The organism is Nesterenkonia sp. LB17 (genome assembly GCF_022565915.1).
GTDB lineage: Bacteria > Actinomycetota > Actinomycetes > Actinomycetales > Micrococcaceae > Nesterenkonia.
In genome coordinates this window covers 172,637-191,664 of sequence record NZ_JAJOYX010000002.1, presented here as the reverse complement: position 1 = coordinate 191,664, position 19,028 = coordinate 172,637, and the positions used below count along the sequence as shown (strand labels likewise).

At 68.1% G+C, this 19,028-nt stretch carries 13 protein-coding genes; 4 read left to right on the top strand and 9 right to left on the bottom strand.

The window, feature by feature from the left end:
* Positions 1 to 169: 169 nt before the first annotated feature.
* Positions 170 to 1,186, top strand: coding sequence for a hypothetical protein (locus LTH96_RS04650; protein WP_241464592.1), 1,017 nt, complete (start codon positions 170 to 172; stop codon positions 1,184 to 1,186).
* Positions 1,187 to 1,323: 137 nt separating this feature from the next.
* On the opposite strand, the gene LTH96_RS04645 is transcribed toward LTH96_RS04650, so the two are convergent.
* The 4 genes from LTH96_RS04645 to LTH96_RS04630 all read right to left on the bottom strand — a co-directional run bounded on the left by LTH96_RS04645 (position 1,324) and on the right by LTH96_RS04630 (position 6,837).
* Positions 1,324 to 2,913, bottom strand: a complete 1,590-nt coding sequence (locus tag LTH96_RS04645) for a serine hydrolase (RefSeq protein ID WP_241464591.1) — start codon at positions 2,911 to 2,913, stop codon at positions 1,324 to 1,326.
* Between the two features lie 91 nt (positions 2,914 to 3,004).
* Positions 3,005 to 3,772 (bottom strand): ABC transporter ATP-binding protein, encoded by a 768-nt coding sequence (locus tag LTH96_RS04640; protein ID WP_241464590.1) that lies wholly within the window; start codon positions 3,770 to 3,772, stop codon positions 3,005 to 3,007.
* A 9-nt stretch (positions 3,773 to 3,781) separates the two neighbouring features.
* Positions 3,782 to 6,130, bottom strand: a complete 2,349-nt coding sequence (locus tag LTH96_RS04635) for an ABC transporter permease (RefSeq protein ID WP_241464589.1) — start codon at positions 6,128 to 6,130, stop codon at positions 3,782 to 3,784.
* Positions 6,131 to 6,351: 221 nt separating this feature from the next.
* Entirely contained in the window at positions 6,352 to 6,837 is a 486-nt protein-coding gene (locus tag LTH96_RS04630) for an alpha/beta fold hydrolase (RefSeq protein WP_241464588.1), read from the bottom strand.
* Positions 6,838 to 7,510: 673 nt separating this feature from the next.
* On the opposite strand from LTH96_RS04630, the gene LTH96_RS04625 reads away from it, so the two are divergent.
* Positions 7,511 to 8,257 (top strand): hypothetical protein, encoded by a 747-nt coding sequence (locus tag LTH96_RS04625; protein ID WP_241464587.1) that lies wholly within the window; start codon positions 7,511 to 7,513, stop codon positions 8,255 to 8,257.
* 298 nt (positions 8,258 to 8,555) lie between these two features.
* On the opposite strand, the gene LTH96_RS04620 is transcribed toward LTH96_RS04625, so the two are convergent.
* The gene (locus LTH96_RS04620) at positions 8,556 to 9,029 is read right to left on the bottom strand and encodes a hypothetical protein (RefSeq protein WP_241464586.1); all 474 of its coding nucleotides are present in this window, start codon (positions 9,027 to 9,029) and stop codon (positions 8,556 to 8,558) included.
* A 289-nt stretch (positions 9,030 to 9,318) separates the two neighbouring features.
* Between LTH96_RS04620 and LTH96_RS04615 the strand changes: the two genes are divergently transcribed.
* Positions 9,319 to 10,176, top strand: a complete 858-nt coding sequence (locus LTH96_RS04615) for a DUF6544 family protein (protein ID WP_241464585.1) — start codon at positions 9,319 to 9,321, stop codon at positions 10,174 to 10,176.
* A gap of 362 nt (positions 10,177 to 10,538) precedes the next feature.
* A complete protein-coding gene (locus LTH96_RS04610; protein WP_241464584.1) occupies positions 10,539 to 11,489 on the top strand; it encodes an alpha/beta fold hydrolase in 951 nt (316 codons plus the stop codon).
* A gap of 443 nt (positions 11,490 to 11,932) precedes the next feature.
* On the opposite strand, the gene LTH96_RS04605 is transcribed toward LTH96_RS04610, so the two are convergent.
* From LTH96_RS04605 to leuS, 4 genes are all read right to left on the bottom strand, one after another.
* The gene (locus tag LTH96_RS04605; protein ID WP_241464583.1) at positions 11,933 to 14,422 is read right to left on the bottom strand and encodes a ComEC/Rec2 family competence protein; all 2,490 of its coding nucleotides are present in this window, start codon (positions 14,420 to 14,422) and stop codon (positions 11,933 to 11,935) included.
* Positions 14,419 to 15,276 carry a ComEA family DNA-binding protein gene (locus LTH96_RS04600; RefSeq protein ID WP_241464582.1) on the bottom strand — a complete coding sequence of 286 codons (858 nt, stop codon included), beginning with the start codon at positions 15,274 to 15,276 and terminating at the stop codon, positions 14,419 to 14,421. Before LTH96_RS04600 ends, LTH96_RS04605 begins: the two co-directional genes overlap by 4 nt.
* 129 nt (positions 15,277 to 15,405) lie before the next feature.
* Entirely contained in the window at positions 15,406 to 16,407 is a 1,002-nt protein-coding gene (locus LTH96_RS04595; protein WP_241464581.1) for a DegV family protein, read from the bottom strand.
* Positions 16,407 to 18,962 (bottom strand): leucine--tRNA ligase, encoded by a 2,556-nt coding sequence (leuS, locus tag LTH96_RS04590; protein ID WP_370644388.1) that lies wholly within the window; start codon positions 18,960 to 18,962, stop codon positions 16,407 to 16,409. Before leuS ends, LTH96_RS04595 begins: the two co-directional genes overlap by 1 nt.
* Between the last annotated feature and the right edge of the window lie 66 nt (positions 18,963 to 19,028).

Genomic DNA, 19,028 nt, shown 5'->3' with positions numbered 1-19,028 from the left:
CATAGAAGAGTCCAGCGCCGACACAGCGGCATCGGAGGCCGCCCGCCCATCGCGCGGTGTCAACAAGCTCGTGGCTGAGCCCAGCTTGTCCGCCCTTGCGACGCTCCCACCGGTCTAGGCAGGATGGAACCGCAGGCTCGGTCACGTTTACGGCGAAGGGTGGGCCGCGATGTTCAAGTCCGTTACCTATGATCGCGTCGCGGCCATGTCGCGGCAACCTGGTCGCGTTGGAAACCGTGACAATCTGGAGCTGGTCCGCCTGGCCACGCTCGCCGCCTCCAGCCATAACACTCAACCATGGCGTTTCCGCGTCGGTGAGCAATTCATCTCGATCCAACCCGACCGCACCCGCCGATGCCCAGTGGTGGATCCAGCAGACGCACACCTGTACCGAAGCCTGGGCTGTGCCGCAGAAAACCTGGTACATGCCGCTTCGCTCCAGGGCTATGCCGCGACGGTGAACTACGACGACGTAGCCGACGCGGTGGTGGTTTCGATAGATGCGGCGCCTGGTGTACCGGCGACGGAGCTGTCGAGGGCGTTGGTCACCCGCCAATGCAACAGGGGGATGTATGACGGGACTCCGGTCATTCCCGAGCATATCGCCCTCCTTATGGGAGCCGGCACCGGTCGAGAGGTGCGTTGCCTGATTCTCACCGAGACAGCCGAGATCTCCGCCGTGTCTGAACTGGTCGAGCGGGGAAACCTTGCGCAACTGACTGACGGGGCCTTCCGCGAAGAGCTGCTCAGCTGGCTCAGGTTCAACCCAGCGGCGGCCCTGAGGCAACGTGATGGTCTGACGGGCCGGGTGAACCGGCAACCACCGCTGCCCACGGCGATCGGCAAGACCATGGCTCCTGTGCTGATCAACGCGGCCGCGCAAGCCAAGGCTGACAGCGCCCGGCTGGCGTCCTCCGCAGGGGTGGCGATATTCCTCGCCTCCACCGACACCAAGGAGGCATGGGTCGAGACCGGTCGCGCTTACGAGCGGTTCGCCCTGCAGGCCGAGCTCCTCGACATCCGCTCGGCGTTCCTGAACCAGCCAATCGAGGTGCCTGCGCTGCGCGACGAACTCAGGGCCCTCCTTCACATCACTGAGGAGCCACAGCTCCTGGTCCGGTTCGGACACGGTTCCAGGGCGCCGTACAGCCTTCGCCGTCCACCTCGGGAGGTGATCGTCGACTGACACGCTGGACGCCGGGACGTGCTCATCTCGCCGACCTGCCTGGCGCGCGGGGTCGTTCTCGTGCTCGTAGCGGAGTCTTGTCGGCTCTTCGCCCCACGTCTGGAACTCGCCGCCAGGAGCGTGATCGCACGCCATCGTCATGAGCGAGGTCCTTGGCGGGCAGGCAGTCGATCCCGTGAAGCCGGTCCGGCCGCTGCGTGCGCGTCATCACGGCGTCGGAGGAGTGGGAGGAGCCGCAGCACGGCCGTGAGGAAGAGGATGACCGCCAGGGCAGCAACCACGAGAGCGAGGTCGGGGGCCCAGGTCCACGCGCTGGCCCAGCCGAGGGTCATCAGTAGGAGCACCAGGGCCGCAGCCGTCACCGTCCTGGTCGCGACCCCGACTCCCCGCCATACCCGGCGTCGTTCACGGCTGGAGGTGCCCACGGCCCGGGAGGCTCGCAGCAGCCCCCACAGGGCGAGACCGAGGGGAATGAGCACCGCGAGGTCGAACAACAGGTAGAAGCGCTGAAAGGACGGCAGCTCCAGGACAGGCTGGCCCAGGGCGGCGTGGGCGACGTTGCGCGTCACACGGTCGGAGATGAACGGGTTCCCGGGCACGGGGCTCTCGTTGGAGGCGTTGACCACGGTCGCGACCGCGACGTCCTCGGCCGGTGAGAAGAGCAGCAGAGTCGAAGTGTCCGGGGTGTTCCCGGGGTGGAAGACCACGTCGTCTCCCCACGGGCCGCCACGGAACCAACCCATCGCGTACTGCGAGGCCTGCCCGTCGGCCCACGGGCCGAGGTGGGCGTCCATGGCCGGCGCGAGCATGGTCTCCAGTGCCTCGGCGGACACGATCCGGGTGCCGTCCGCAGCGAGCCCACCGGCGAGGTACATCGCAAGGTACCGGCCGAGGTCCTTGGCCGACGAGATGAGATAACCGGCCGCCAGGGTCGCCTGCCGCTGGGTGGGGTCGGTCGCCACCGGCAGTCCGAACCAGAATCGGTGCCCGCTGCTCAACCCGTCGGCCGCCGCCGGCGCGGAGGCGACGTGGCTGTGAGTCATCTCCAGCGGGTCGAAGATTCGCAGTTGGACGTAGTCCCCATAGGTCAGACCGGAAACCCGCTCGACCACAAGCCCGGCAAGCACGAAGTTGACGTTGGCGTACGCCCACCGCTCCCCCGGCGATGACACCAGCACCGCCCCGGACACTTCGGCGACCGCCTCCTCCGGCGTCCCGTCCGCGGCAGACGCCAGCAACGGCCCGCCCGTCAGGTCGTCCAGACCGCTGGTCTGCTGCAGCAAGTGACGCACCGTGATCTCGTCGACGGGCTCCCCCGGCGCCAGCTCGAACTCTGGCACATACTCACGAACCGGCGCGTCGAGCTCGACCTCACCAGAGTCGACCAGCTGCAGAACCGCCAACGCGGTGAACGACTTGCTCGCCGACCCGATCACGAACGGGGTGGCCCCAGTCGCCGCACGACCCGCACCGGCATCACCCACACCCCGAGCGTGCACCCGTCCACCAGAGACAACCGCCACAGCACCTCCGGGGATGCCGACCTCCTCCAGCTGTTCGCCCAGGACGTCCTCAGCGCGCTCGATCGAGCGCGCAACCTCATCCGCAGTGTCACGCACCCCTCCCTGCGACACGGCGACAGATGTCGGCGCTGGCACCATCAACAGCAGCGCGGCGGCGACCGCGGTCAGCACCCTCAGCCAGAACCGAGACACTCGGACGGTCATGACCTCCCCACCCCGGCGAACAGTGCCCCAGGTCTGGCCGCGACCCTCACAGCTCTTCCCGCGGACGCCCTGTCGGTTGTCAAGATCTGTCTCATCGGGCGCGGACCGGTTCGCCAGCCATCAGCCATTGGCTCAGGTCGGTCTGCCGCTGGTCGAGGTGGGTGCCGTCGTACCGCCCCTGCCGTCGGTCACCGATGATCCGGCCGTCGACCATGGACAGGACGCGCTCGGTGCGGGCGGCGACCCGGGGGTCGTGGGTCACGATCATGAGGGTCATGCCGTCGTCGTTGAGCTCGGTGAGGATGTCCATGATCTCGGTGGCTGCCGCGGAGTCGAGCGCGCCGGTGGGTTCGTCGCCGAACAGGATGGTGGGGGAGTTGATCAGGGCGCGGCAGATGCCGATGCGCTGCAGCTGTCCGCCGGAGGCCTGCGAGACGTCGCGGTCGGCCAGGTCCGCGACACCGGTCCGGTGCATGAGCGCCAGTGCGCGGTCGTTGAGCTCGGTGCGTGGTGCAAGTCCGGCAAGGTAGGCCGGCAGGATGATGTTGTCGAGCAGGCACAGATTCTTCAGCAGGTGGACGTGCTGGAAGATGAACCCCATGCTGGTCAACCGCAGGCGGGCCAGGTCCTTCTGCTTCATCGAGGCCAGGTCCTGACCGGAGAAGGTGACGGTGCCGGCGCTCATGGTGTCCATGCCACTGATGGTGTAGAGCAGGGTGGACTTGCCCGACCCCGAGGGTCCCATCACGGACAGGTACTCGCCGGCGCGGACCTGCAGGTCCACGCTGTGCAGCACGGTCCGTCCGGAGAAGGACCTGGTCAGTCCGGTCGCCTGCAGGAGGGGGGTGTCGGTGTTCATCGCGGTCGCCTATTCGGTGGTGAGGGTGGAGATGCTGGCCTCGGAGATGGAGCGGGAGCTGGCGCTGGTGGTGAGGGCCACGGTCGCGAGCAGGGCGGCGGGCAGGGCCAGGTAGGTGAGGAGGGGGTTGACCATGAAGTCGATGCGGCTGGTGCCCTGTCCGAGCGACTCGATGCCGCCGTAGACGAACTCGAACATGAGGTTGAACATCCCCTGGCCCAGGGTGGTGGCCGCCACGGTCCCGACGACGACGCCGATCAGGAGCACCAGCAGCATCCGGGTGAGGTACTGCCGCCGCAGACCGGCGTCGTCGGCACCGACCGCGCGCTGCACGGCGATCTGGCCGGCGTCGCGGGCCAGGAGCATCCGCACGAACAGGGCGGTCATCAGAGCGGCCAGGGCCAGCGCCACGGCGGCGGAGACGAGCGCGGTGATGGTGATCTGCTCGGCGATCGGGCCCAGGGTCTGGATCCGCCATTGCTCGATGTCCGCGACCGTGGCCGGGGCGAACTCGTCGGCGAAGGCGGCGGCCTTGTCACCGGCATCGGTGCCTGGCACCAGCTCGACACCGGCCATGTACCACATGACCTCGCCCTCACCGGTGGGCAGCACGGACTTCGACGTCGTCCCCCCGTTGGTGATGTCCTGGTAACTCCCGACGACCGCCAGCTCCCGTTCCTGGGTTCCTACCTGGACCGGGAGGGTGTCACCGACCTGGCGCCCGGTCTGGTTCATCGCGAGCAGTGACAGCGCGATCTCGGTGCCGTCGACCGGTGCCCGACCCTCGGCATACGTCAGCGGGAGCAGGGTGTGGTTCCCGTTCTCCACGTAGAGGCTCGCTGTGTTCCCGTCCTTGTCGATGGTGTCGTTGCGGGTGGTGACCATCGGGGCGACGGCGCTCACCTCGGGGTCGGACTCCAGCCGCTCGACGATCCGTGCGAACTGCTCCGCCGAGGCGGGGTCCGCCTGCCGCAGCTCAATGCGCATGTCGACCTGGCCGGTACCCATGTAGTTGACGAAACCGGGGGCACTGGCCGTCGCGGCCGAACTGATAGGCACGATGATGATGAAGGTGCTCACGGCGAAGACGAGGAAGAGCAGCAGGTAGGTCGGCGCGCGGCTCACGACGTCCATCACACCGAGGCGGAGCTGCACCGGCATCCTCGAGCGGTGCAGCCGCATACTCGACCTGGACCGCCCGCCGGCGGACCCCGCGCTGAGCGCGGCCACGGCGCTGATCTTGTCGAAGCGGCGCAGCAGCAGGACCACGAACAGCACGAGCAGGGTCAGCACCGCCAGTGCGGCCAATACGGGGACCACCCAGTTCCAGACGCTGGGGACCGAGCCCATGTAGCGGGTGATGTTGCGGGTGAGCACAGGCGTCAGCACCAACCCGACGGGCAGGCCCAGCACCGTGGCGACCCCCGCCAGGAGCGCGTACTTGGTCAGGTAGATCCGTTTGATGCCGCGCCCGGGGGCACCGATGGCCTTCAGGACCCCGATCTCGCGGTAGTCCTGTTCGGCCGCGGTCAGGAACGAGAACCGCAGGCACAGCATCCCCACGACCAGCAGCAGCGCAGCCACGAGGATGATGACAGCAGCCACCATCCCGTCACCGACCATGGTGAACATGCGGAACGCTGCGGCGTCCACCATCTGACCCGCCGCCGGCATCCCCGAGTCCTGGTAGGCCTTCTGGAAGGTCGCACTCTGGCTTTCGGGGTCGTGCAGCCAGAATTCGATGAGCTGCTCCACCTGCCCGGTGTGCGCACGCACCTCCTCCAGGTCTGACGGTGACACCGCCAGCCGCTTGGAGCTGGTCACCGCAGGGTTCATGATCGAGTCGCGGGCGAAGCCGGCGATCACCAGCTCGGTGGCGAAGCCGTCCGAACCGGTGATCCGCACGGGGTCTCCCACATCCAGCCCCGCCTCCACCTGGTAGATGACCGGCAGCACGATAGTGCCCGGCTCCACCTCGAGGATCGGCTCGTTGTCCAGGTCGAGCAGCAGGTCCCGCTCCTGGTTCGGCACCACCAGCGAGTTCTGCTGGATGTTGTCGGTCTGGGCCACCCCGTCGAAGAACAGGTCCGACCCACCGATGCCCAGCAGCAGCATGGTCTGGTGGTCGGCCACCTCTTCCCGGCCGGCCACCCAGGCGTCAAGCTGCTCCTGGTCGTGGAGGCCCGCATGCAGCTGCGCCACGTGGGGAGCATCGGCCTGGGTCATCAGACTGTCCGACGCTCCGACCAGCCGGACCAGGGTCCCGGCGCTCGCGGTCGCCAGCACCACTGCGAGCATCATCAGCAGAACGAGGATCAGGGTGACCCCGCGGTTGCGACGGTAATCTCGGAGGACCATGCGGGCGTACACGACGCCTCACTCTCTAGCGGCTTGTGAAACTAGTCAAGCACTCGGTTGGTCGGCCGCGCAAGACTCTTTCCCCGCGACCGATCGCAGCGGTGAGGACCGGTAGCTGGACCGGCATCGGCCCCCGCGACCTTCTGGCTCGTCACCATGGACCCGGCCGTCGGCAACTCCCCCACAGGGGCATGGCCCCATCTCGGCCGAGAGTCATCTCTTCAGGCACCGTTGCCATCTGCGAGGGCCGTTGTGCCGGTGAGTACGTCGTGCTCGACGACGCGATGGGCTTTGCGGGGCTCCTCCAGAAGAGGGCTGTGTGCCGAGTCGTCGAAGACGTAGAAGCCCTTGACAGGGGCTCGCAGCTGCTCGAAGTAGTCCCTCGCCAGAGAGGTGGCACAGGTGTAGTCGTATTTGCCTTCGAGGAAGTACACCGGGATCTGCAGTGCTGGGACGGTGCTGCGTAAGTCGGTCCTGATGAACTGGTCCCACAGTCCGAAGCCCCGCGAGAACACTCGGCCGCGCCACAGGTTCAGTTTCTCCTTCGGTGTGTAGCCGCGGAAGCGCCAAGAGGCCAGAAAGATGCCGGAGATGACAGACCTCATGTCGTGAGTGGTGCCGATCCCGAGGCTGTGCATGGCGGTGTCGCGGACCTTCAGGTAAGGGGTCGGCGTTCCTTCGGTCAAGGTGACAGCCGATCTCAGCATGCGCCTCGTCTCGGTCCGCACGACAGGGCCTTTGGTCACTTCTGGTCGGGCCTTCGCCACTAGTGGTCGTCTGTGCGCCGTCGTACGGTGGTCGTGTCAGTCGAAGTCGCCCAGGATGCGGGGCGCGAAGATGGAGGATTGCCATGACTGATATGTGGGTCACTGAGGGGCCGAAACGGCAGCGCAAGCCCCACGTCGCCTCAGTCGTAGGCGCTTCCACGCCGCCAGCTCATGGTGTCCGGGACGGCCAGCCGTCGACCGCTGTGTCGGTCGTCATGGCCGTGCTCGTACCGGCCACCGCCGGACTGTTGGCTGCCGGGGTTCGGCTGGATCCGCCACTGCGCGGCCCCTCGCCGTCGGTCCCCGCCTGCGTGCTTCAAGGGGACCATCGCGCTGCACGCCGACGGCAGCCCCGAACTGCGCGGACGCTGCGAACTCGAACGTACCGAGGACCGGGTGACGCTCACGCTCGATCGGGTCGGAGCGTGGCGCACACGGCAGCGCCGCCCGCTGCTCACGGCGCTGTTCCGGTTACCGATATTCCGCCGGTGGCCGATGAGCCACCGCTGGCTGGCGACGCTGGATCGCGCCGCACCCACGAGCTCCGGGTGGACATCGCGATGGTTCCGGAACTCGTGAACGTGCGGTCCGGACACAGGACCAGGGAGGAACCATGAACCCACCGCACACAACTTCGGCCCGCGAGCAGCACGAAGGCGCTGCCTGGGGGCGCCGGGTCGGCACGGGCCTGGTCGTAGCGAGCGCCGTCTATGTGGTTGCAGCCTCGATGATGGGCCTGGTGTTCGCCTCTTCCCCACCGCCGCGGCTGCTCGAGGGAATGTACGACTTCGAGCAGGGCCGCGCGCTATACCAGTGGGGGTTCGTCGGTGCCTCGCTGCTCGCACCCGCGTTCGTCTCCATCGTGCTGCTTCTGGCAGCCGCGGCGGGCGTACCCCCGTCCTCGGTGCGCCGGTCGACAGCCGGTGTGCTCCTGGGCGCCTACGTCGCGTTCGCGACGCTCGCCTACACCTCCCAGTACACGTTCTTCCCCGACCTCGTCGACCGCGACCCCACAACCGCCGCGCAATGGTACTTCCACGACGTCGAGTCCATCCCCTACGCCATCGACCTCGCCGGCTACGCACTCCTTGGTGCCGCCGCACTGCTCCTGGCCAGCCTCCTGGCCGAACACGGTCGACGCTGGTTGGCTGGTTGGCTCACGGGGATGGGTGCGCTCTCCATCGCGGCATTCGTGCTGTACGCCGCAGGGACGGGCCCCCTCGCGGGCATCGTCAGCCTCACCAGCGCCGTGATGTCGCTACCGATCGCCACGCTCGCCTTCCTCCAAGGCCGCACCCTACGAGCCGACGGCACGAGACCTGGTCCCCAAGATGGGTCCACGGCGAGATCACCCGTCTAAGGGGTGGCACATGCTGACCAGCCCCGCGCACCCCCTCCATCGGGGCGCGCCACAGCTGCCCCTGACCGCCGGTGCGACGGCGAGCGCCATCGCGGGCACGAGTGCTTACCTCAGCACGTCCGGGGCCGTGGCGTACTGCGAGTGAACGACGGCCGGCGACGGGTAACCCACGTACGGGCTGGGACCTAGCCCAGAGCGTTCCGACCGGCGACCCGCCACAACCTGGCATCGGCCCGCCGCGGCGCTGCTCGCAAACACACTGAACGGCCGTGTGTGTTACTTGACGACCGGCACGGATTCAGCTTTTGGGAGCACCTGTTCTTGTGACGCGCCGAGTGCGGGGCCGGCCTCCTGCCCCCAGTCCGCGTGACCCCTGCGAGGCAGTTGTCCAGATGGCGGCACCAAGGAGGACGACGTTGGCGGCGGTGCCTGCCTTGGCGTCCGACCAGGAAGAGATGACCATGACTTGCGAAACGATCGCAGCGGGCGCCGCAAGCGCCGCCCACCAGCGAGGTGGACCAAGGGCGAGCGTCACGGCCGACGCAATGACAAGTGTGGCCGCGAGCAACCAGAACGCTGCAGCCAGGACTGAGATGGAGGAGCTCAGCGCCTCTACGTCGGCCCAACCGAATCCCTTGACCGCGCCGAGAAGGTGGATCAGGCCATGGAACCCAATGATCGCCGCGGTCACCCACCACCACGCTCCCTTCATGACAACCCCTTCCGCGGTCGAATCCTCAGCGCCAGGCGCGAGCCCTTGGCTCTGGATCATAAGGATCTCTCCTCGCGCCGTGAAGGGCCTTTGGTCAGACCGCGCACAGACGACATGGGTGGGCGCACCCTGACGGACCGCACGGTTCCCAGTTCGTGACATCGACCCACCTGGACGCCCTGATCACCACCGTCTCCCCGGCCCCGCTGGCCCGGTCGCCCACCGCATCTCATCGCAGGGTCAAGCGTGCAGCGGATCGCCCGAAGCGCGTCTGGCGCGGTAACTTGAGTACCGTCAGTGACGGAGGTCCTGGGTCCGTCCCGCACTGGCTCGATGAGAGGTGAGACGGGTGGCCAGAATCCACAACCGCACGCTGATGGTCTACGGCGGCCTGACCCTTGTCGTCCTGGTGGGGGCATCGGTCATCGGCCTCGGCAGGTACACCTTCGAGCGACGGATCAACGGCCAGATCGACGAGGTGCTGGAGCCCGGTGCTGCGGTCACCTTCGATCTAGTGTGCCAGGAAGACCTCGTGGGCCTCCCCGGGCCTGTTCAACGCTGGCTGCGGTGGTCCGGGGTGGTCGGCAAGCCGATCCCCTCCACGGTCCGGCTGCAGCAGGAAGGCGAGCTGCTCGTGGGTGACCTCGGCTGGCTCCCGTTCACCGCCGAGGAGTACTACTCGACGCAGCCGCCGGCCTTCGTCTGGAAGGCCAACACCCGCATCGCACCGGGCTTACCGGTGATCGGGAAGGACAGTTATCTCGACGGTCGCGGCGCGCTGGAGATGCGCGTGCTGGGTCTGGTTCCGGTGGCCCGTGATGCCGGGCCCGAGATGGACGAGGGCGACCTGCTGCGGTACCTGAACGAGATCCTGTGGTTCCCAGCCGGCTCCTTGATCCCCGAGATCACCTGGGACCCCATCGACGACGGCGCCGCCCGGGCCACCATGTCCTACTGCGGCGTCAGTGGCACGGCCACCTTCTTCTTCGACCGGGAGGGTCGGCCCACGAACATGATCGCTGATCGGTACGACCGTGACTACGGGGCGGTGTTGCCGTGGTCGACGCCGATGAATGCTTATGGAGAGTTCGACGGCGTCCGCGTACCAACCGAAGGCGAGGCGGCCTACTCCCGCGAGAACGGTGACTTCTCCTACATCCGGCTGACGATCACCGATGTCAATTACGACGTGCCGGAGCGGTACTGACTCAGGACGTGGACCTCGTGCCCGCCGACGGACATCCGGTGAGCCCGTCGGTCAGAGACCCGGCCGGTATCCGGCACCGGTCCGAGGCTGTTGCAGGGAACCGAGGCCGGTTGACTTCGGTGGAGGTCACCTTCCCGTGGGTTCTAGCCGGGCGCCTTGCTGACTTGGTAGCCTCGGCTCCGGAAGTGGTTGGCGGGTCGGCACGGCCGATGAACGGCGCCTGCTCACGGGCTTGCTCGGCCTGACACCTCGGCAACGCTGCTCACTCCAAGGTCGGTACGAGGAGGCGCTGCAGTGGGTAGCGCCGCTGGTGGCTCGCGTCGACCCGAAGGGGCGGAGCGCCAATGTGGAAAAGGTGTCAGATGCGCACAGCAGAACAACGCAGCCTGAATGCAGTTCAGCGCACTGAGGCGTACCGCGAAGTCCTCATCGACTCCGGTGGGCTCCCGGTCGCGCTGTCGGTCTGGGACGCAGGGCCCGGTGCGCCCGCGGTTCTCTTCCTTCCTGGGACGATGACTCACCCGCTGTTCTACGAGGAGTTCCTGGACGCAGTGAACCGCGCCGGTGTCACCGTCGTTGGGCTTCACCCGGCCGGGCACGGGAAGAGCCCCCGGCTTCACCGCCGACACCTGACCTTCGGTGACCTCATTATGAACGCTGTGGACGCCATCACATGGATGCACAGCCAGTACGCGGGTGCACCCGTCATGGTGCTCGGATCCTCTCAAGGCGGAGTGCTGGCTCTGGCAGTGGCAGCTCGCGCACCCGGCGTGGCAGCTGTGTTCGCTCACAACGTCCTGGACCCGGCTCTGCCCGCCACTCTCGGGGTCACCCGGGCACCGACCTGGTTGTCCCCGGTGTACGGCGCCCTAAGGCGGGGCATCGGCGTCCTGGGCCGGGTCGCTCCCGGGGCACCCGTGCCGTTCGACGCCTACCTTGACGCGCGTCGGGTCTGTGGCAACCCCGAGGTCATCAAACGGTTCTACACCGACCCCCTCGGTCTGCGCTCCTACCCCCTCAGCCTGCTGGCCGAGATGATGACCAGCGAGCTGCCCGGCCCGGCGCGCTGCCCTGTCGTCGTCATCGCCGCGACCGGCGACCCGTTGTTCGACATCTCCTATACCCGCCAGGTGTTCCAACGGATCGAGGCCCCGAACAAAGAGTTGCTCGTCATCGACAGCGACGAGCACCTGATTTTTACCGAGTCCCTGGACGTTGTACTCCCCGTGCTGGTACCCAGGTTGATGGCCGCGGGGGCCGCCGGATCTGAGTCCCCTAGGACGTCGGAGCAGACGCGACCGAAGGCGAGGTGAGCAACCTTCCTTCCAATGGCGGGGCCGGTCATCGCCGGCGTCAGCGACTCAGCCCACAGGGCGGCCTGCCCGCCGCGAGGCCAAGCCGAGACTCATGACGTCGCAAGCGTCCACCGCGTGCTACTCGTACACCCAATGACCCTCGGCTTCGTGTGTCTTTCAGAAGACTTGTCCATTCATCAGAGAGGCCGGCCGGCACCCACCTGGCCGGTGTCCGGCGCTGAACTCGGCCCACTGCGGAAACGTCCGTGATCGGCCCCGGCTCACAGACCCTCACCCATTCGGGAAGCGCTGCAGACAAGGCTGAGCAGACCCCAAGATTGGTGGGGGCATCAAACATCGATTCGTCCGCAGGACCACTGGGGATTCAGCTCAACGGGATCACAGGGCGCAGGAAGGTGCAGATCCGAAGGCTTCCCAAGCCCATCCGATCTCGGCTCGAATCAAGGAACAGCAGTCGCGTCCAAGCCACCAGCATCCAAGGTGAACACCACCGTCCCGTGCAGATCAGTGCGGTAGACCGCGGCGCCAAGTGCCTCCAACGTGCGGATGATCTCCGCAGACGGGTGCCCATAGGTGTTGTCCTCCCCCACCCCGATCAACGCCAGCGCCGGCCGGGTGGCCTCCAGCACCTCGGTGCCGCCGTTGGCCGCCCCATGATGAGCGACCTTGAGCAGATGAACACCTTCAGGGGCTCCCGTCCGGCGCAGCCACGAGGCAGCCACCTCCTCCTCGAGATCCCCCAGTGTCAACACCCGCAGCGGCTCATCGACGGACCCGACCGTCCCTTCCGGCAGATCAGGGTCCACGGTTTCGATGAGCGCCACGAGCGAGTTGTCATTGGCCTCGGCGTGATGCGCCTCGGCGGCCCATATGGTCAGCCGCACACTGAGCCCCCGGGTGAACTCGAAGCTCTCCCCGACCTGGGGCCGATGCACCGGGATGCTCGGGGGCAGCTCTCCGACCGATTCCACTTCGGCTTCCACGTCCCAGCCGGTGCTGCCGGCATGCAGGATCAGCCCCGGCGCACGGTCCTCAATGACCCCTGGGGTCCCGCCGTAATGGTCGCGGTGTTCATGAGTGAGCAGCAGCGCCTCGACCGTCTCCACCCCCAGCTTCCTGAGGCACTCATCTGCCAGCAGCGGGTCCTCCCCCGTATCCACCACCACGCCGGCGGACTCTTGGGTGCGGACCACCAGCATGTCGCCCTGCCCCACATCACACAACGCCACCCGCCACTGATCAACCCCACGTGAAGGCACCAGCGCCGTCACCGGCAGCACCAGGGCCAGCATCGCCGCCGCAGCTACCGCCAAGAGGACCACATGCCAACGGCGGAACCGATCCACCAGCCCCCAGGCCAGCACAAGTGCGGCGAAGATATAGAGCACCACCAGACCCCAGCCCACCCAACCCTCCGGCCACGGAGCAGCGGCCTGCGGAAGCCCCGCCGCGACCCTGCCGATCATCCCGAGACAGGCCGCCGCCAACCCGCAGCACCACAGGATCGGCACCGCGACCCAGGGCAGGGTCGTGGAGATCACCGCAGCTAAGGTACCCGGCACGGTGATGAACGGCACGAACGGGGCGGCCAGCACATTGGCGGGCACCGCGTAGGTGTTGACTGCGGCCGAGAGCGGCAGCAGCACGGGGGTGACGAAGAGCTGCGCGGAGAACGCCAGGGCCAGCGGTGCCGCGAGAATCGCCGGCAGGAACGTTTCCAGCCGCTCCCGGATCCGGGTCCCGATCACCACGATCCCCGCCGTGGCGGCCGCGGAAAGCTGGAACGCCGGCTCTGTCGCGTAGAACGGATCAAAGACCAGCAGGCCGAGCACGCAGAGGCAGAGCAGCGAAAACGCCGCCCGTCCGCGCCCGGCGAAGAGCGACACCGCCGCGATGCTGCCCATCACCCCGGCACGGATCACACTGGGTTCGGGGTGCACCAGCAGCACGAAGAGCACCAGTCCGATGACCGCGACCGGAACAGTCGTCCATCGCGGAGCCCGCACCAGACGCACGAGCCCCATCAGCGCACCCATGACCAAAGCGCAGTTGGCGCCGCTCACCGCGGTCAGGTGGCTCAGTCCGGCGGCGCGCATCGCCTCGCTGAGCTCCTCTTCCTGGTGTGTCCGGTCACCGAGGATCAGCCCCGGCAGCAGCCCGGGGGCGTCGCCGACGGCGTGTGACGATGCGTCCGCCGTGGCAGAGCGCAGCCCGTTGAAGATCTGTGTGAACTCGGCGCGACCATCTGCGCGAAGCCGCTCCAGGGCCCCACCGAAGGGGAAGGCCACTGCGGTCTCGCGCTGACCTGGGTCGGTCGGGTTGAGCTTCACCAGTCCCTGGTAGCGCTGACCCGTGATCAGGGGCAGCACCTCCGCTGCGGACCTCGCGCCGGACCCCCGGGCAGGGCGTTCACCGGACTCCCCCGCAGCTTCTTCTCCGGTCTCAGGATCCGACTGCGCTGCGGCGTCCTGGATGATCACCACCGGGGCGTCCACGGGGACCGGGCGCTGCTCCCCCGGCATGGTCGCCGCCTCCACCATCGCGTGGGCCATGACCCGGTCGGCACCGTCGAACCCCGGGGTGGCCAGGATCTCGGGCTGCCCAGAGATCCGCAGCGTCACCATCACCGGTGTGTCACCCGCCACCGCCTGCGCCCATCCGCTCATCTGGTGCGCTCGGGCATCTGTCCCGGCCTGGAGAACGACGACTCCCGCCAGGACGCAGCAGAGCAGCACATGCAGCGCTACTGGAGCGGTCACGAGTCGATTCAGCAGCGAGGCGATCATGGTCAGCAGCACTCCTGCGCCGAGCAAGCACCATCCCAGCTGCAACGTTGGTTGCCAGGGAAGATGCACCGCCAGCAGGGCTGCGGCCCAGGCCGTCAGCGCGGCGGGAAGCAGCCGCAGATCCAGCGGTCTCGCGGTGGTCACCAGGTCACCAGACCTTCTACATCCGCCAGAATCACCGGCCCGATGCCGCTGACTCCGGCGAGCTCCTCCAACGAGCCGAAGGGGCCGTTGGTCTCGCGGTGGCTGATGATCCGCTCCGAGAGCGCCGGACCGATTCCGGGCAGCTCCTGGAGAGCCGTGGCATCGGCGGTGTTGAGGTTGATCAGGTCTCCGGTGCCCGACCCAGGCGCTGCTCCGGCCGCCGATCCAGGTGCCGCGCCCGCTCCTGTGCCAGCTTCGGCGCCGGGTGCCGTCCCTGGCGGGCCGGCGGGGTCCTGCCCGGCGGTCGGTGGACCCGTCCCGGCCTCGAGCTCCTCCGGCGTCGGCACCCAGATCACCGTGCCGTCCTGGACCGGAGCGGCCAGATTCAGACCACCCGGATCCGCCTTCGAGGTCATCCCACCTGCGGCCTCGATCGCCTCATGCACGCGCGCACCAGAGGGGAGCTCCACCACGCCCGGGGACGCGACCGCTCCGCCCACATGGACCACGACTGGAATCGATTCCGCGGCACCCTGCTGCGTATCTGCCGACCCTGGGTCGGCGGGGGCACCGGAGGGGTTCGGGGGCGCTGGCCCCTCGGCCTGCCCTGACATCTCCGTGGGGCCGCCTCCGGTCTGCGCCACCCCCTGCAGCGGCGGAGGTTCCGGCACGGGCGCCCCCGCCGGGCTGGTGCTGCTGAGCCAGGACACGGCCAGCCAGGTCAGCAGCGCGATGACGATCACCAGCAATCCGGCGAGCTTCAGCCGGATCCGTGCCGGGGCGGCGTGTTCAAGTTCGCGCTCCGCGCGCAGCCGCTCGCGCCGTGTCAGCTGATCCTCGGCCCAGACCTCCATGGAGGCCACGCTAGAGCCGTTCTCAGCTCTGCTGCGCGGTGGAGAACCTGCTGTGCGCAGCGGGCCGCGGCGTCGTCGTCAGGCAGGAGTTGGGGAAAACCGTTCTGCGGAACGGTCCCCTCCGCAGCGTCAGGAGCCGGCGGGCAGGGCGGGATTCAACGACACCGCAAGCGCTCCGAGCCCGAGGTGGGCGCCCAGGGCGGGAGGAAGATCCACCACCGGCACCGGGGCCGCCGAGAGCGGGGCCAGAGCTTCGGCGAGTTCCAGGGCCTGTGCTGGATTGCCGAATCCGTGGACCCCCAGCCGCGGGGCGTCCATGCCGTGGGCGTGCTGCGCGACCCGGGCATGGAGTCGCTCCAGGGCGCGCGGCATGGTGCGTGGGCGCTCCACCGGCTGGATCTCGCCCTCGATGAGCTGCAGCAGCGGTTTCACCCAGAGCAGTCCCCCGATCAGCGTGGACATCGCGTTGATCCGGCCGCCGCGGCGCAGCTGGTCCAGGTTGGGCAGCACGAACAACGATTCTGCCCGCTCGGCGCTGGTCGTCGCGGCTGCGGCCACCCTCGCCAGCGAGCCGCCGAGCTGCGCGGTCATCGCCGCGTCGATCACGCTGTGCCCGAGGCCCAGCCCGGCCTGGCGGGAATCGACGACCGTGACCGGGAAGTCCAACTGACCGGCGGCCAGCCGGGCGGCCTCCGCGGTGCCGGAGAGCTTCGCGGAGAGGTGGATGGACACCACCCCGGCGTAGCCCTGGTCCTGCAGCGACTGATAGGACTCCAGCAGTCGTCCCGGCGAGGGCCGTGAGGTCCGCACCGTGGTCCCCTGAGCCAGGGCAAGCGGGAGGTCCCGGTCCAGCTCCTCGCTGGTCTCCGGGTAGATCTGCTCACCGATCATCACCGGGATCGGCACCGAGATGATGTTCGCCCCGATCTGGCCCAGCAGCACCTCCTGGGTCCGGCGGTCCACCGGAAGCGAACAGGAGGAGTCGGTGACCACCGCGATGCGCCCCTTCTTGCGGCGCAGATTCGGCTTGCGCCCCGGCACCGCGGCGCGCCGCGCGAGCAGGTCGGCCTCGATGGCGCTGCGCCATCGGGCCAGACTCTGCTGGCAGCGTTCCGCGGGCCGGTCGGTCATCAGCCGGTCACGACGTTGACCAGCTTCGGTGCGCGCACGATCACCTTGCGCACCCCGCCGCCGTCGGCGATGTACTTCTGGATCCGGGGCAGCGCGAGCGCCTGCGCCTCGAGATCCGACTCGGTGATGTCTGCGGCGACCTCCAGCTTGTCGCGCAGCTTGCCCTTGACCTGGACCACCGCGGTGACGGTGTCCTGGACCAGCAGCGATTCATCCACGGCGGGCCAGCCGGAGTTCGCCACCGAGGGGGCGTGGCCGAGCATCGCCCACATATCCTCGGCGGTGTAGGGCGCGACCAGGGAGAGGATCTGCGCGGTGACCTCTGCGGCCTCGCGCACGGCAGGATCAGCCGCGCCGGCGCCCGCGTCGATCTCCTTGCGGGCGGCGTTGACCAGCTCCATGGTCCGGGCGATCACCACGTTGAACTTCTTGTCCTCGATCAGCTGCGCGGCGTCCTGGATGGTCCGGTGGGTGACCGTACGCAGCGCCTTGGTCCCGCTCGCAGGGTCAGACCCGGCGTCGGAGCTGACGTCCTGGGCGAGCCGCCAGGCGCGGGCCAGGAACTTCGCCGAGCCGAAGGGTGACACGTCGGCCCAGTCCACGTCGTCCTCCGGCGGGGAGGCGAAGACCATGGTCAGCCGAATGGCGTCGACCCCGTAGATGTCGAGCTGCTCGCCGAGGTTCACCCCGTTGCCCAGGGACTTCGACATGGCCCTGCCCCCGTTGAGCACCTGGCCCTGGTTCAGCAGCGCCTTGAACGGCTCCGTGAAGTTCACCAGGTTCAGGTCGAAGAGCACCTTGGTGAAGAACCGGGAGTAGAGCAGGTGCAGGATGGCGTGTTCGACGCCGCCCACATACTGATCGACCGGCAGCCACTTGTTGATCTCTTCGCTGGGGAAGATCTCGGCGTCGTTGTTCGGGTCGATATAGCGCAGGTAGTACCAGGAGGAGTCCACGAAGGTGTCCATGGTGTCGGTGTCCCGGGTGGCGGCGCCGCCGCAGGACGGGCAGTCCACGTTGACCCAGTCGGTGGCACCGGCCAGCGGGGACTTGCCCTTGGGCGCCAGCTGCTCGCCGCGCATGCCGGTCGGCAGCTTCACCGGCAGCTGGTCCTCCGGGACCGGGACCTCGCCGCAGCCGGCGCAGTGGATGATCGGGATCGGGGCGCCCCAGAAGCGCTGCCGCGAGAGCAGCCAGTCGCGCAGTCGGTAGTTGACCTTGGCCTCGCCCACGGACTTCTCCGCGAGCACCTCGATGGCACGGGCGATCGCGGCGTCCTTGTTCAGGCCCTCCCATGCCGGGGAGTTGATCGCGGTGCCCTCACCGGCGGTGGCGACCCCGGTCTCGGCCGGGTCCTCCGCGCCGGTGTCGACCACCACGCGGACCTTGAGCCCCATGGTGCGGGCGAACTCCAGGTCGCGCTGGTCGTGGGCGGGCACGCCCATCACGGCGCCGGTGCCGTAGTCGGCGAGCACGTAGTCAGAGGCCCACAGCGGCAGCTCTTCACCGGTGACCGGGTGGATCGCGTGGCGGCCCAGGAAGACGCCGGTGCGTTCCCGCTCGGCGGACTGGCGCTCGATGTCGGAGACGCTGCCCAGCGCCTGCCGGTAGGCCTCCAGCTCTGCCCGCTTCTCCTCGGTGACCAGCTCCATGGCCAGGTCGGCATCGGCGGCGACCACCATGAAGGTGACCCCGTAGAGGGTGTCGGGGCGGGTGGTGAAGACCTCCACCGGCGGGTGCTCGGCGGCGCCCTGAGCGGAGGTGATGTCGAAGCGCACCGAGGCGCCGGTGGAGCGGCCGATCCAGTTGCGCTGCATGGAGAGCACCCGGTCAGGCCAGTGGCCCTTGAGCTCGTCCATGTCTTCGAGGAGCCGGTCGGCGTAGTCGGTGATCTTGAAGTACCACTGGTTCAGCGACTTCTTGATGACCGCGGTGCCGCAGCGTTCGCAGGCGCCGTCGACGACCTGCTCGTTGGCCAGCACGGTCTGGTCCTTCGGGCACCAGTTGACCGGGGAGTCCTTCTTGTACGCCAGGCCCTTGTTGTAGAACTGCAGGAACAGCCACTGGGTCCAGCGGTAGTAGGACTCATCCGAGGTGTGCAGCCGGCGGGTCCAGTCGGTGCTGATCCCGTAGCGCTTGAAGGAGGCCGCCTGGGTCTCGATGTTGGCGTAGGTCCAGTCCGCGGGGTGGGCGTCGTTCTTGATCGCGGCGTTCTCGGCGGGCAGGCCGAAGGAGTCCCAGCCGATCGGGTGCAGCACGTTGTAGCCGCGCAGCCGGGCGTACCGGGCGGGGATGTCACCGATGGCGAAGGCCTCGGCGTGACCCATGTGCAGATCGCCGGAGGGGTACGGGAACATGTCCAGCACGTACTTCTTCTCCCGAGTGTCGGCCGGATCCACCACGAAGGTGCCCTGTTCCTCCCAGAGGGGCAGCCAGCGGGCCTCCATCTCCTGGAAGGAGTACTGCTTCTTCTCGCCGCCCTGGGAGTCAGTCGAAGGGCTGCTGGGCTGAGTCGCAGTGGTATCGGCTGCAGCGGTTTCGCTCGCGTGGCTCACCTGGGGGGCACCTCGTCGTCGTCGGGTCGTATCTTGGACCCCGCCAGTCTAATTGAGTTCACCGGT

Coding starts and splice junctions, on each gene's coding strand:
- LTH96_RS04650 (WP_241464592.1), top strand. CDS start 170: ATGTTCAAGTCCGTTACCTATGATCGCGTCGCGGCCATGTCGCGGCAA.
- LTH96_RS04645 (WP_241464591.1), bottom strand. CDS start 2,913: ATGACCGTCCGAGTGTCTCGGTTCTGGCTGAGGGTGCTGACCGCGGTC.
- LTH96_RS04640 (WP_241464590.1), bottom strand. CDS start 3,772: ATGAACACCGACACCCCCCTCCTGCAGGCGACCGGACTGACCAGGTCC.
- LTH96_RS04635 (WP_241464589.1), bottom strand. CDS start 6,130: ATGGTCCTCCGAGATTACCGTCGCAACCGCGGGGTCACCCTGATCCTC.
- LTH96_RS04630 (WP_241464588.1), bottom strand. CDS start 6,837: ATGCTGAGATCGGCTGTCACCTTGACCGAAGGAACGCCGACCCCTTAC.
- LTH96_RS04625 (WP_241464587.1), top strand. CDS start 7,511: ATGAACCCACCGCACACAACTTCGGCCCGCGAGCAGCACGAAGGCGCT.
- LTH96_RS04620 (WP_241464586.1), bottom strand. CDS start 9,029: ATGATCCAGAGCCAAGGGCTCGCGCCTGGCGCTGAGGATTCGACCGCG.
- LTH96_RS04610 (WP_241464584.1), top strand. CDS start 10,539: ATGCGCACAGCAGAACAACGCAGCCTGAATGCAGTTCAGCGCACTGAG.
- LTH96_RS04600 (WP_241464582.1), bottom strand. CDS start 15,276: ATGGAGGTCTGGGCCGAGGATCAGCTGACACGGCGCGAGCGGCTGCGC.
- LTH96_RS04595 (WP_241464581.1), bottom strand. CDS start 16,407: ATGACCGACCGGCCCGCGGAACGCTGCCAGCAGAGTCTGGCCCGATGG.